This window comes from Nitrobacter sp., assembly GCF_047149785.1.
Classification (GTDB): Bacteria; Pseudomonadota; Alphaproteobacteria; order Rhizobiales; family Xanthobacteraceae; genus Nitrobacter.
The window spans coordinates 1,755,211-1,767,839 of the sequence record NZ_BAAGBE010000001.1; the positions used below are offsets into that span (position 1 = coordinate 1,755,211).

Consider the following 12,629-nt stretch of genomic DNA (forward strand, 5'->3'; position numbering starts at 1 on the left):
TTTCTTCACGCGAACCGGTATCCACTTCGCCGGAAAACGCTCTAAGGATTCGACGGGGGAAACCATGACCGCCATGCGCGACAAATCCGGCAGGCCTGTCGTCGTCGTCACCGGCATGGGCGTCGTGACGTCTCTCGGCTCCGGCAAGGCCGACAACTGGAGCAGGCTTTGCGCCGGTGAATCCGGCATCAGGACCATCACCCGCTTCCCGACCGAGGGCCTCAGAACCACGATGGCCGGCATGATCGATTTCGTTCCGGTCGAGCCGTTCTCATCGACCGACCTCTCGGAACGACTCGCGGACATCGCGACCGAGGAAGCGGTTGCGCAGGCGGGCATCGGCCGCGCCGGCGATTTTCCGGGCCCGCTGTTTCTCGCGGTCGCCCCGGTCGAACTGGAATGGCCGCAGCGTCAGGAACTCGGCCGCGCTATCGGCGCGAACATCGACATCGACTACGATCAGATGCTGCGGGTCAGCGGCGGCGGCGGGTTCAAGCAATATCATCGCCGTTTCCTGTTCGGCTCCGTCGCCGATCATCTTGCCGAAACCTTCGGCACCAAGGGCTCGCCCATTTCGCTCTCGACGGCCTGCGCCTCCGGAGCAACCGCAATTCAACTTGGCGTCGAAGCGATCCGCCGCGGCGAAGCCGACGCCGCGCTGTGCGTGGCAACCGACGGTTCGGTCAATCCCGAAGCGCTGATCCGGTTTTCGCTGCTGTCCGCGCTGTCGACCCACAACGACCCCCCGCACGCCGCGGTACGGCCATTCTCCAAAAACCGCGACGGATTCGTGATGGCCGAGGGCGCGGGCGCGCTGGTCCTCGAAAGCTACGAGGCCGCGACCGCGCGCGGCGCAAGGATCCTGGGCATCGTGGCGGGATGCGGCGAACTGGCGGACTCCTTCCACCGCACGCGTTCGAGCCCCGACGGCAAACCGATCGTCGGATGCGTCCGCAACGCGCTGGCGGACGCGGGCGTGACGACCGAACAGATCGACTACATCAACGCGCACGGCACCGGAACGCCGGAAAACGACAAGATGGAATATCTCGGCATCTCGACCGTGTTCGGCGAGCGCGCCAGGCAGATTCCGGTCTCCTCGAACAAATCCATGGTCGGCCACACGCTCTCGGCGGCGGGGGCCGTCGAAGCGGTGTTCTCGCTTCTGACGCTCGAGCACCAGCGCATTCCGCCGACCATCAACTATGACGTGCCGGATCCGGCGATCCCGTTCGACGTCGTTCCCAATCAGGCTCGCGATGCACGCGTGACCACGGTGATGTCGAACTCGTTCGGTTTCGGCGGCCAGAACGCGTCGCTGATCCTGACGCGCGAACCGGTCTGACGGCGCGGTGCGGCGGATCCTTGCCCGGTGTGCTGACATGCTGGCGCGTTCCGAGCGCCCGCCGAGCATCATCGCGATCGTTTCCTGATGCGCCGCCTCCTGCTTCGAACCCGCGCGCGACTGCGCGACGCGATCAAGCCCGTGGGCGCAGCCACGATCGGCGCGCTGACAATCGCGCTGTTGCGCGCGACGCGACATTTCGATCCGATCAAGACAGCGAACCTGTTCGGCCGCATCACGCAGAAGATCGGACCGATGCTGCGCGAGCAGAAGATCGGGCGCGCCAACCTGACCGCTGCGTTCCCCGAAAAGTCGCCGGACGAAATCGAAAAGATTCTCGCAGGGGTGTGGGACAATCTCGGCCGCATCGGCGCCGAGTTCGCCCATCTCGATCACATCTGGGATCTTGATCCTGACGATCTTGGAAACGGCCGCGTCGAAATCGAGCCGAAGAGCCAGAAGCTATTTGAGCGGCTGCGCGACGACGGCAAGCCCGCGCTGATCTTCGCAAGCCATCTCGGCAACTGGGAGCTTCCCGCGGTAGCCGCCGTCGCGCACGGGCTCGATGCGGCGGTGCTGTATCGCCGGCCGAATATCGCTTCGGCCGACCGCGCGATCGAGCAATTGCGCTCCGTCAACATGGGAACGCTGATCCCGGCCGGCAGCGATGCGCCGTTCAAACTGGCGCACGCGCTGCAAAGCGGCCAGCATGTCGCCATGCTGGTCGATCAGTATTTGACCAACGGCGTGGACGTCACCTTCTTCGGGCGCAAGACCAAGGCCAATCCGATGCTGGCGCGCCTGCTGCGGCAGATCGAATGCCCGATCCACGGCGTGCGGATCATCCGCCTGCCCGGCCACCGCTTCCGCGCCGAGCTGTCCGAGGAGATCGCTCCGGTGCGCGATGCAAACGGCGAGATCGACGTGCAGGGCACGATGCAGGTTATCACCTCAGTCATCGAAGGCTGGGTCCGCGAATATCCGGATCAATGGCTGTGGCTGCACCGCCGCTGGCGGTAGAGCACGAACCGATCTGGTTGAATCGCGCCGCGCATCGTCATGCCCGCACGTGTCGCGGGCATCCGCGTCTTGAGGTTTGCTGCGTTTTAACGGAAGCGCTTTTATCTCGTCATTGCCGGGCTTGACCCGGCAATCCATCTTTCATTGAAAGAAGATGGATGCCCGGATCAAGTCCGGATATGACGAAAGCTAATTCCGTCAAAAAACCGCATACTCTGGTATCGGCTCTACGAAAAAGACGTGGATGGCCAGGACGAGGCCCGGCGATGACGGATCAGAATCGCGGCAACCCCGTCGTCGCGGCGGCGCGCTCACCGCCCGGTCTTCACGCGGGTCCACAGCCGGTTGATCGTGCGCTGGGTGGCGGGATCGCGCGCGGTGATGACGAACAGCCGCTTCATCGTGGCCGCGTCCGGATAGATCGTTTTGTCGTTGATGACTTTCGGATCGATCAGCTTCTGGCTGGCCAGATTGCCGTTGGCGTAGGACAGAAAGTCGGAATTCTTCGCCGCCACGTCGGGCCGATAAAGGTAATTGATCAGCTCATACGCCTCCGTGACATTCTTCGCATCCGCAGGGATGGCGAGATTGTCGAAGAACATCTGCGCGCCTTCCTTCGGAATCGCATAACCGATCTCGACGCCGTTATGGGTCTCCGCCGCGCGGTTCTGCGCCTGCTTGATATCGCCGGACCAGCCGACGACGAGGCAAAGCTCGCCGGTGGCGAGGCCGTTCAGATATTCCGAGGAATGGAATTTCCGAACTGAAGGCCTGATCTTGCTGACGAGAGCCGCCGCCTTTTCGAGATCGTCCTTCCTTGTCGAATTCGGATCGAGACCCAGATAGTTCAACGCCGCCGGCAAAATATCGTCGGCGGAATCGAGCATCTGGACGCCGCAGTCCCTGAACCTGGCAATCTTGTCCGGATCGAAGACGATGTCCCAGCTATCGATCTTGCCGTCGGGTCCAAGAATGCGCTGCACGGCCTTGACGTTGTAGCCGATGCCGGTCGTGCCCCACATGTAATTCGCTGCGTACTGGTTGCCGGGGTCGTAGACCGCGAGCTTCTCCGTCACCGCCGGCCAGGCATTGGCGAGATTCGGCAGCTTCGATTTGTCGAGCTTCTGGAAAATACGGGCGCCGATCTGTCGCTGCAGGAAATAGGCCGTGGGCACCACCACGTCGTAGCCCGACTTGCCGGCGAGGAGCCTCGTCTCCAGCGTCTCGTTGGCGTCAAACGTGTCGTAGACCACCTTGATGCCGGTCTCCCTGGTGAAGTCATCGAGCACGCCCGGCGCGATGTAGCTCGACCAGTTGTAGAAGTTGACGACCCGCTCCGCCCCATGCGCGCGCGGCGTTGGTGCCACGCCGAAACCGAGCGCGAACGCGGCGGCAATCCCGATCGCAACCGGAAGGCCGGCGAAGGCCCTGTTCATCGAGACCATCAAGCCGTCAGCCGCCGGTTCGGGTCGGCAGCCCCACCGCTTTCCACGCAAGAATTCCACCGGCGAGATGCTTGTCGTAGGCAAGCCCGCCGGCCTGCGCCGCCATCGAGGCCGTCACCGAGCGCTTGCCCGAACGGCAGGCAAACACCACCTGCTTGCCTTCCGGATCGGGAATTGCCTTTGGATCGAAGGTCGACAGGGCGACGACGACCGCGTCCGGAAAGGCCTCCGCCGCGACCTCGTTCGGCTCGCGGACGTCAACCAGCAGATACCGTCCGTCGGCAACGCCTTTCGAGACATCTTCGGGCATCAGGTCGTGAACGACAAAATTCTGATCCGCCAACGCATCCTCCTCGCGATTTGCATTCGGGCGCTCGCACGCCCGATTTCGCCTGCTGTTTCCAGACGCGGAAGGTCGCCCCTTGCGCCGATAAAATCAAGCATCGTCGCAATTCTAAATCCTGAGAATGTTTAGCAGGAGATTCGATACGGTCGCGACGTCACTTTCTTGTCAACCCCATCAGTGATGTCCCGGTTTCGGGCGGGCTCGCGGCGGCGCCCCTATAAAATCGTGTGCCGGTCGCGTGGAACCGACAGCGGACCTATCCGGACGCTCTGAAAGAGGCTCGACGGGCGGCGGGATTGAAGAAAGCGGTCAGGATTGTTGTGGAGGCGTGAGGGGATTACCGCGAAAACAAAACCATGAACTCAGACGTCATCAATGTCTTCGCTTGCGGGATGACGACGTTTCGCAAACCCTATCCTTCCGATATGCCCGACGACGAATGGGCGCTTGTTGCGCCGTATCTGACGCTTCTGCCTTAAGGAGAGCGGACAACGCGTCCACGCTTTACGCGTGGTTTCAACGGTCCGCGCTATATCGTGAAGACCGGCGCGCCCTGCGCTGGATGCTCGCGCGGCTTACGACGGAGCCAAACGAAAGAAAGGCTCGAAGCTGCATCTAAATGATGACCTGCGTTCCCACCTCGACCACCCGCCCGGTCGGAATCTGGAAATAGTCCGTCGCATCGTTGGCCGAGCGGCTCAGCGCGATGAACAGCCGATCCTGCCATAGCGGCATTCCCGACTGGGCGGACGGCTTCAGCGACCGCCGCGAGACGAAAAACGACGTCGCCATGATGTCGAACTGCCAGCCGAGCTTGCGCGCGATCGCCAGCGCCTTCGGAACGTTCGGCGATTCCATGAAACCGAAGCGCAGACTGACGGTCGAGAATTTCTCGCTGACCGTTTCCATGCGAACCCGATCGCCGAGATCGACGCGCGGCGTCTGCGTGGTTTCGATGGTCAGAATGACGTTGTGTTCGTGGAGAACCTTGTTGTGCTTGAGATTGTGCAGCAACGCGGTCGGCACGAAATTGGGATCGCTGGTGAGAAAAACCGCCGTGCCCTTGACGATATGCGGCGGCCGCTTTTCAAGGCTTTTGATGAGGTCGAGAAGCGGCACCTCCGTGCGCCTCGTCTTCTTGACGAGGATGGCCGCGCCGCGACGCCACGTCCATATCAGCACCACCATCGTGAAGCCGAACAGAAGCGGCACCCAGGCGCCTTCGAACAGCTTGAGAAGGTTGGCGCTGAAGAATATCACGTCGACGACGACAAGCGGAACGACCAGAGCGGCGGCGGCGGCCGCCGGCCAATTCCACAGCTTCCAGACGACGACAAAGCCCATGATGCCGTCGGCGACCATCGTCGTGGACACCGCGATCCCGTAGGCCGAGGCGAGCCCGCTGGAGGTGCGGAACAACAGCACCAGCAGCAGCACGCCGACCAGCAGCAGCAGATTGACGCGCGGCAGATAGATCTGGCCGGCATGGGTCTCGGAGGTGTAGCGCACCTCGAAACGCGGCAACAGGCCGAGTTGCACGGCCTGGCGAATGAGCGAAAAGGCGCCGGTGATGACGGCCTGACTCGCGATCACCGTGGCCGCGGTCGCCAGAACGACCAGCGGCAGAATCATCGGCGCCGGCGCCAGACGAAAGAAGGTATTCTCGATGGCGTCGGGATGGGCGAGGATCAGCGCGCCCTGCCCGAAATAGTTCAGCAGCAGCGCCGGCAGCACCAGGCAGAACCAGGCGGCCTGAATCGGCTGGCGACCGAAGTGGCCGAGATCGGCATACAACGCCTCGCCGCCCGTGACCGACAGAAAGACCAGCCCCATGATGACGAGACCGATCAGGCCATGATTGAGCAGGAAGTGAGCCGCGTACCACGGATTGACCGCCAGCAGCACGTGCGGGTCTTCATGGATGTGCAGGACGCCGAGGACTGCAATGGTCACGAACCAGAGCGCCATCACCGGCGCGAACGCCGAGGCGACGCGCGCGGTGCCGCGGCTCTGCACCGCGAACAGCACGATCAGGATCAGCAAGGTCAGCGGGACGACGTAATCGTCGAGCGCGGGCGCAACGAGTTTCAATCCTTCGACCGCGGACAACACCGAGATCGCCGGCGTGATCATGGAATCGCCGATGAACATCGAGGCGCCGATCACGCCGAGCGCCAGCAGCAGCACGCTTCTGCGCCCCAGCGCCCGCTGCCCGAGCGCCATCAGCGAGAGCGTCCCGCCCTCCCCGTTGTTGTCGGCGCGCAGCAACAGAAGAACGTATTTGGCGGTGACCACGATGAACAGGGACCACAGGATCAATGACAGCACGCCGAGCACGATCGCCGGCGTCACCGTCCCCCGTTGCGCCGCATGATTGACCGCCTCGCGGAATGCATAAAGCGGCGACGTCCCGATGTCGCCGAAGACCACGCCGATGCTTCCGAGCGTCAGCGCCCAGAAGCCGCTTCTCGTTGCCGAAGCTTCGCCTGCGGCTTCAGCGGGGGGATCGCTCACGGCCATGCCGTCTTGCAACGCTCTGCTTGTGATTTTGATCCGGGGCTATCGCCTACAACCACAGGCAGGTCAATCCATCGAATATCCTTGACAAACCTGCATCGATCCCGTCTGGCAGGCTGCCAAATGCCGGTAAAATAGTATTGTGGATAATCAGGGTTTCAAGTTCGGAGGCAACGGAGGCGCCTCGCGCATCAGGGTGATGGTCACCCGCCGGTTCGCGGCGAGCGAGGGATCGTCCGGAAACAGAGGCGTGTTGTCCGACTTGCCGGACACCGCGAAGATATGGCTCGGCGGCAACCCTTCCCGTTCGAGAATCTGGCGGACGGCATTGGCGCGGTCCGCCGACAGGTCGAAGCCGTCGTAATCGCTGCGCGCCGGCATGAAGTTCGAGGCGGTATGGCCGGTGATCGAAATCCGCAAAGGCGTCGCCTTGAGCGGAGCCGCGAGCTTTCTGATCAGCATGCGCGTCCGCTCGTAAGGCTCCTTGGACCCGTCCGCGAACATCGATCGGCCGTCCTGGTCGACAATCTCCAGGTTGAGACCTTCCTTGGTCTCCTCGAACATGATGTGCTTGGAGAGTTCGGTCAGCTCCGGCATGTCCTGCAACGCCTGCCGCAGCGACGCCGAAGCGAGCGCGAACTCGCGATCGGTCTTGAGGCGCGCGCCCTCGGTCTTGGAATGCTCCTGCTCGTCGGGGGTCGGAGTGGTGGAGGTTTCCTCCGGCGGGACGTGCGCGGCGTTCTTCAATTTCGGTCGCGTCGGCAGGCCGTCCGATTCGACGATTCCGGAATATCGCACCTCGGTCTGAGAGCCGAAGGCGTCGCGCATCGAGCCGGCGACGATCTTGAGTTTTTGATTGTCCATCGTGGAAAAGGCGACGAGCATCACGAAGAAGCTCATCATCAGGCCCATCAGATCGGCGAACGTGACGAACCAGCCGTGCCCTCCGCCGTGCGCATCGCCGCGTTTTTTCTTGGCCATCGCCGGTTTCCCAATTGCCGCCGGATCAGGCCGGAACCGGCTCGCCTTCCTCCTGGCGATGCTTTTCCGGCAGATAGGCGAGCAGCATTTCGCGCACCAGCGCCGGGCTCTTGGAATCCCGGATCATCAGGATGCCGTCGATGATCAAGGTGCGATTGGTTTCCTCGTCCAGCAGCTTGCCGTGCAGCTTGTCCGCGATCGGAAGGCAGAACAGGTTGGCGACGAGCGCGCCGTAGAGCGTCGCCAGCAGCGCCGTCGCCATGAACGGGCCGAGCTTGGACGGATCGGTCATGTTGGCGAACATCTGCACCATGCCGATCAGGGTGCCGATCATGCCGAACGCGGGAGCACAATCGCCGATGGCTCGGTAGATCTTGCTTCCCTCGTCGAGATGCATGAGAAAATTGTCGCGATCGCGCTCGAGATTGTCGCGGATGAATTCGAGATCGTAGCCGTCCGCCACGAAACGAATTCCCTTGGCGAGAAACGGCTCGTTGGTCTCGACCTTCTCAAGACCCACCGGCCCCTGCTTGCGGGCGATCTCGGCGATCCGCGCCAGTTCGTCGACGAGGTCGCGCGCCGACAGCCGGCTCATGGTGAAGGCGAACCTGGCGCCGAGCGGCAGGCCGTGCAGAATCGCGCCAAGCGGGAAGCGGATCATCGTGGCGGCGGTCGCACCGCCAAAAATGATGATCACGGCATGTTCGCTGACGAACATATGGAGATCGCCGCCCATAAAGACCATCACGGCGACTACGAGCGTGCCGAAAGCAAGTCCGGCACCCGTCATGATATCCATGGGAAACTCCAACGCAGGCGAACCACCGACCATCCTGGACGGCGACGCGGCCCGCTCTGAGCCACGCGTCCCCACCCTAACTTTGACGCGATTAAAGACGCGTAAAGCCAGGCACCAGGGCAGCCGCGTCGGTGCGGGCACTCAAGGTCCGGACTGCCTCCCCCCCGAGCCAGGCGCGGCCGAGCAGGCCCCCGTTCATGCCCGGCTTCGACGTCTTGAAATCCGAACGGGATCAAAGACGTGGGCGACCCGGACGAAGGCGGGCGAGAACGCCGGCCGGCAAGCGGCGTCGAATGGTGTCATCAGCAGCTATCCGCGCGGCCGTCGGATGATCTCGCCGGCATCCTCGCAAACATCTCCGCCTCCGATCGGATTGCGAACGCCCGCATGGTGTCCCACTTCCGAAGGAGTAAATGGTCGTCTTTCTAAAACTGATAGACGTAAAGACCGCCGGGAGATACTATGTAAACTACTTGACGAACGACTCCGGTGGCAGCTCCACGACATATAGACCGGAGCATAGTTCGGAATTCTTGGTGCAAGGGCGATTTCTTTGGTCAGGAGCCACCGTGAAAAATTCAGCTTTAGGGGCTAACGTGACGGCGGCGGAGCCGTCGGGCAACCCGAAGGTTTTGTGCATTTCGACCGCAGCGTTCGCGCTCGGTTTCGCGATCTGGGGAATGTTTTCCGCCCTCGCCCCGTTTCTGATCAAATGGTACAGCTTCACCAGCACCCAGGTGCTGATACTGGCTGCGATGGAACCGTTGTTCGCGGCCGGCATCAGTATCCCGCTCGGGATCTGGACCGACAAGTTCGGCGGCCGGACGGTTTTCACGATCCTGCTTGTCTGCCTCTCGGTGGTCCTGATTTTGGGGACGTTCGCCGAGAGCTATATCGGCTTTCTGCTTCTGGGAACGATGCTGGGCCTCGGAGGCGCGAGCTTCGTGGTCGGCAACGCCCACGTCTCGTCCTGGTACCCGAAATCGAAACAGGGGACCGCGCTCGGCCTTTTCGCTCTGGGTAATGTCGGGATCACGATCGGCATGATGGCCGTGTCGTTTCTGATCACCGACGTGCTGGATACCAGCGATCCGGACGGCTGGCGGATGATCTTCCCGATCTTCGCCATTCCGACGCTGCTGATGGCCGCGGTCTACATGTTCTTCACGTCGGATCCGCCGAACCGGACGCTGAAGAACACATCGGTCAAGGAAATCTTCGCCGTCTACCGCTCGGGCGTCGTGGTTTGGCTCGTTCCCGCCCTGTACTGGGTGGCGTTCGGCACGCTGGTGTTCTTCGCCTCGACCATGCCCACCTATCTCGTCGATCACTGGCATGTCGATGCGACGACAGCGGTGGCGGTCTATACGCCGATACTGGTGGTCTGCGTGGCGGCCACACGGCCGCTGGGTGGCTGGCTGGCTGACCGTCGTGACGTTTTCACGCTGCTGACCTGGATGTTCGGCGCGATGTCGATCCTCGCCGTATTGATGGCCATGCAGATTTCGCTGGCGGTTCAGTTGTTTACGATATTCGGCCTCGCCCTGGTATCGGGCGCGGCTGCGGCCGCGGTCATCAAGCTGATCCCGATCTACTTCGTGCACGTCGGCGCGGTCAGCGGACTGGCGAAGGCCGCGGGCGCGGCCTGCGGCTTCACGATGACCGCCATCCTCGCCGCCAGCAACTTCCTGTTCGGCGGATACACCTTGGGCTTCGTCGTCTGGGCGTTGATGAATATCGGAGCTTTCTACATCTCGTTTTCGCGAGTCGGCTTCAGGAACGTCAAACCGGTGTCCGCAGCTCTCGCGGAAACGGTTCCGGCGCATTGAAACGGCCGGCCGCCGACGGAAAGCCTGAACCATTCGAAGACCGCGCCGCCGGCGCGGTCTGTCGGCGGATCGAGACCTTCAGGTCACATTTCAGGTCACATACGGGCAAAGCCGTTTGACATAGGCGAGGAAGCGCTCCGCCATCGAGGCGATCGCCCGGCGGTGGCCTTCATTGGCTTGCGTGTCGGCCACATGTGTGTCGGCCATATGCGTATCAGCCATATGTGTATCGCCCATGGGCGCCTCCGGAGGATGAGGCCATAGAACGCGCAGCCGCCTCCTCCGTTCCTACGCCGCCGCCCCACTGATCGAGGTTATTGCGCGCAATGCGAAAAGATCGCCTCGCGAGCTGCATTGTTTTGTCGACGCAGGCGTCTGGCCGATCGTCGCGGCGGGAACTTGCAGGCTGCTCCGCGGGCCCGCGCGCTTGCCTGCCAGGGCCTTTTCGCTTCTGATGAAGTCGGAAGCGGGCTTTAAATTTTTGATTTGACGCGTTTTCTCCACGCGAACCGGTAGCCGCTTCGCCCCAAAACGCTATCAATGCGGGCGAGAAGGCCGGTTGTCCTGCTTTCGAGGCCGGGTCGGCACGATCGGCGGCTTGGACAACGCAGCGGGTATTGCCGCGTCGGCCGGCGACGTCACATCAGGAAAAGTCTCCTGCACCGCAGCCTTGACCTCCTGGTCGCGATAGGATTTCCAGCCGATCGGAAGGCTCAGCAGAAAAATGATCGAACCGAAGGAAAGAACGACCCACGGATAACTGATCAACAGCGCGATGACGAATACCACCGCCACGAAGACCGGCAGCACCAGCTCCGGCGGCACGCGCATTCCGATCATCTTGCCGGAGAAAACCGGCAGCCGCGAAACCATGAGGATCGCGATCAGCAGCGTGTAAAACGCCGTCAGGACCGCGGGCGGCTGCGGGACGCCCAGGAACGCCAGATAGACCGGCAGCAGCACCGCGATCGCCCCCGCCGGCGCGGGCACGCCGGTAAAGAAATTCGCGGCAAAGGCCGGCTTGTTGGGGTCGTTCATCGTTGCGTTGAAGCGCGCGAGCCGCAGGCCGCCGCTGATCGCGAATATCATCGCCGCGATCCAGCCCACATTGTCGAGGTCGCGCAACTGCCAGAAGTAGAGGATCAGGCCGGGCGCAACACCGAAATTGACGAAGTCGGCGAGGCTGTCGAGTTCGGCGCCGAACTTCGACTGCCCCTTGATCATCCGGGCGACCCGGCCGTCGAGCCCGTCGAGCACGGCCGCGAACACGATGGCACCCACCGCCAGCTCCATCCGTCCTTCGGTCGAAAGCCGGATCGCCGTCAGGCCCGCGCAAATCGCAAGCAGCGTGATGAAATTCGGCACCAGCATCCGCACCGGGATCGGGCGAAACCGGCGGCGGCGCATCTCGGATGATTTCTGGTCGTATGGCGTTGGCACGCCTCCTATATAGCAGAGCCCCGCCGAGGCCGCACCCCCGGCTAGAGCCTTTCGCTTCTGATTCAATCAGAAGCGAAAAAATGCTCCAGCCGTCCTGACGGTCAGTTGCTGCGGAAGGTCCGTCCGCTCTCCCCAAGCTGGAAGTCGGCGAGCACGGTTTCGCCGGCGATCGCGGTTTGTCCTTCGGATACCAGCAGCGGCGTTCCCTCCGGCAAGTAGACATCACACCGCGAGCCGAACCGGATCAGCCCGAAGCGCTCGCCGGTTTCGATCGTCTGCCCGTCATGCACGAACGTGACGATACGGCGCGCGACCAGTCCGGCGATTTGAACCACCCCGATCAGGCCGTTGTTCGGCGTCGATATGACCAGCCCGTTGCGCTCGTTGTCCTCGCTCGCCTTGTCGAGATCGGCATTGATGAATTTGCCGGGACGATAGACGATCCGTTCGATCTTTCCCGCGACCGGACTGCGATTGACGTGGCAATTGAACACGCTCATGAAGATCGAAATACGCACCATCGGCAGTTCGCCGAGTTCGAGTTCGGCAGGCGGCACCACCGGCGCGATCATCGAGATGCGGCCGTCCGCCGGCGACACGACGAGACCCTCGCGGATCGGCGTCACACGGGCCGGATTGCGGAAAAACAGTGCGCACCATATTGTCAGGAGCGTTCCGATCCAGCCCAGCGGAGTCCAGATCCAAAAGAAGATAAGGCTGGCGAGCGCGAAGCCGCCGACGAAGGGATAACCCTTCGGATGAATAGGCGAAATCTGGGCGCGAATGGATTTCGCGCTGGAGCGAATGGATTTCGCGATGGATAAGAGTGTCTGTCGATCCATGGATATGAGAACCTGATGATCTACGATGAACCTGAAGGCGGGCTTTACGGAAATGCGCGTCTTGC

At 62.3% G+C, this 12,629-nt stretch carries 11 protein-coding genes and 1 pseudogene; 4 read left to right on the forward strand and 8 right to left on the reverse strand.

Features of this window, described 5'->3' with window-relative positions:
- Positions 1–64: 64 nt before the first annotated feature.
- Together ACMDCM_RS08095 and ACMDCM_RS08100 are read left to right on the forward strand one after the other, a co-directional pair.
- Positions 65–1,345 carry a beta-ketoacyl-ACP synthase gene (locus ACMDCM_RS08095; protein WP_412773082.1) on the forward strand — a complete coding sequence of 427 codons (1,281 nt, stop codon included), beginning with the start codon at positions 65–67 and terminating at the stop codon, positions 1,343–1,345.
- Positions 1,346–1,432: 87 nt separating this feature from the next.
- Positions 1,433–2,365, forward strand: a complete 933-nt coding sequence (locus ACMDCM_RS08100) for a lipid A biosynthesis lauroyl acyltransferase (RefSeq protein WP_412773083.1) — start codon at positions 1,433–1,435, stop codon at positions 2,363–2,365.
- Between the two features lie 311 nt (positions 2,366–2,676).
- On the opposite strand, the gene ACMDCM_RS08105 is transcribed toward ACMDCM_RS08100, so the two are convergent.
- Positions 2,677–3,801: a polyamine ABC transporter substrate-binding protein gene (locus ACMDCM_RS08105; protein WP_412773084.1), complete on the reverse strand. Its 1,125-nt coding sequence runs from the start codon at positions 3,799–3,801 to the stop codon at positions 2,677–2,679.
- Positions 3,802–3,817: 16 nt separating this feature from the next.
- Positions 3,818–4,120 carry a rhodanese-like domain-containing protein gene (locus ACMDCM_RS08110; protein WP_412774697.1) on the reverse strand — a complete coding sequence of 101 codons (303 nt, stop codon included), beginning with the start codon at positions 4,118–4,120 and terminating at the stop codon, positions 3,818–3,820.
- A 428-nt stretch (positions 4,121–4,548) separates the two neighbouring features.
- On the opposite strand from ACMDCM_RS08110, the pseudogene ACMDCM_RS08115 reads away from it, so the two are divergent.
- Positions 4,549–4,710: pseudogene (locus tag ACMDCM_RS08115) on the forward strand (transposase); the annotation flags it as partial.
- Positions 4,711–4,771: 61 nt separating this feature from the next.
- Here ACMDCM_RS08115 and ACMDCM_RS08120 read toward each other — a convergent pair.
- The 3 genes from ACMDCM_RS08120 to ACMDCM_RS08130 all read right to left on the reverse strand — a co-directional run bounded on the left by ACMDCM_RS08120 (position 4,772) and on the right by ACMDCM_RS08130 (position 8,453).
- Positions 4,772–6,676, reverse strand: coding sequence for a potassium transporter Kup (locus tag ACMDCM_RS08120; RefSeq protein ID WP_412773085.1), 1,905 nt, complete (start codon positions 6,674–6,676; stop codon positions 4,772–4,774).
- A 147-nt stretch (positions 6,677–6,823) separates the two neighbouring features.
- Complete coding sequence (locus tag ACMDCM_RS08125) at positions 6,824–7,654, reverse strand: flagellar motor protein MotB (protein WP_412773086.1); 831 nt, start codon at positions 7,652–7,654, stop codon at positions 6,824–6,826.
- Positions 7,655–7,679: 25 nt separating this feature from the next.
- A complete protein-coding gene (locus ACMDCM_RS08130) occupies positions 7,680–8,453 on the reverse strand; it encodes a motility protein A (RefSeq protein WP_412773087.1) in 774 nt (257 codons plus the stop codon).
- 569 nt (positions 8,454–9,022) lie between these two features.
- Here ACMDCM_RS08130 and ACMDCM_RS08135 point away from each other — a divergent pair.
- Entirely contained in the window at positions 9,023–10,282 is a 1,260-nt protein-coding gene (locus tag ACMDCM_RS08135) for an MFS transporter (protein WP_412773088.1), read from the forward strand.
- Between the two features lie 90 nt (positions 10,283–10,372).
- Here ACMDCM_RS08135 and ACMDCM_RS08140 read toward each other — a convergent pair whose 3' ends face one another.
- The 3 genes from ACMDCM_RS08140 to ACMDCM_RS08150 form a co-directional block, all read right to left on the reverse strand.
- Entirely contained in the window at positions 10,373–10,519 is a 147-nt protein-coding gene (locus ACMDCM_RS08140; protein WP_412773089.1) for a hypothetical protein, read from the reverse strand.
- A 300-nt stretch (positions 10,520–10,819) separates the two neighbouring features.
- Positions 10,820–11,689 carry a CDP-diacylglycerol--serine O-phosphatidyltransferase gene (gene pssA, locus ACMDCM_RS08145; protein ID WP_412774698.1) on the reverse strand — a complete coding sequence of 290 codons (870 nt, stop codon included), beginning with the start codon at positions 11,687–11,689 and terminating at the stop codon, positions 10,820–10,822.
- 134 nt (positions 11,690–11,823) lie between these two features.
- Complete coding sequence (locus tag ACMDCM_RS08150) at positions 11,824–12,564, reverse strand: phosphatidylserine decarboxylase (protein ID WP_412773090.1); 741 nt, start codon at positions 12,562–12,564, stop codon at positions 11,824–11,826.
- Positions 12,565–12,629: the final 65 nt, after the last annotated feature.

Excerpts from the sequence above, each read along its gene's own strand:
- ACMDCM_RS08105 (WP_412773084.1), bottom strand. The coding sequence starts at position 3,801 with ATGAACAGGGCCTTCGCCGGCCTTCCGGTTGCGATCGGGATTGCCGCC.
- ACMDCM_RS08125 (WP_412773086.1), bottom strand. The coding sequence starts at position 7,654 with ATGGCCAAGAAAAAACGCGGCGATGCGCACGGCGGAGGGCACGGCTGG.
- ACMDCM_RS08140 (WP_412773089.1), bottom strand. The coding sequence starts at position 10,519 with ATGGGCGATACACATATGGCTGATACGCATATGGCCGACACACATGTG.
- ACMDCM_RS08095 (WP_412773082.1), top strand. The coding sequence starts at position 65 with ATGACCGCCATGCGCGACAAATCCGGCAGGCCTGTCGTCGTCGTCACC.
- pssA (WP_412774698.1), bottom strand. The coding sequence starts at position 11,689 with ATGCGCCGCCGCCGGTTTCGCCCGATCCCGGTGCGGATGCTGGTGCCG.
- ACMDCM_RS08120 (WP_412773085.1), bottom strand. The coding sequence starts at position 6,676 with ATGGCCGTGAGCGATCCCCCCGCTGAAGCCGCAGGCGAAGCTTCGGCA.
- ACMDCM_RS08100 (WP_412773083.1), top strand. The coding sequence starts at position 1,433 with ATGCGCCGCCTCCTGCTTCGAACCCGCGCGCGACTGCGCGACGCGATC.
- ACMDCM_RS08110 (WP_412774697.1), bottom strand. The coding sequence starts at position 4,120 with ATGCCCGAAGATGTCTCGAAAGGCGTTGCCGACGGACGGTATCTGCTG.
- ACMDCM_RS08130 (WP_412773087.1), bottom strand. The coding sequence starts at position 8,453 with ATGGATATCATGACGGGTGCCGGACTTGCTTTCGGCACGCTCGTAGTC.
- ACMDCM_RS08150 (WP_412773090.1), bottom strand. The coding sequence starts at position 12,564 with ATGGATCGACAGACACTCTTATCCATCGCGAAATCCATTCGCTCCAGC.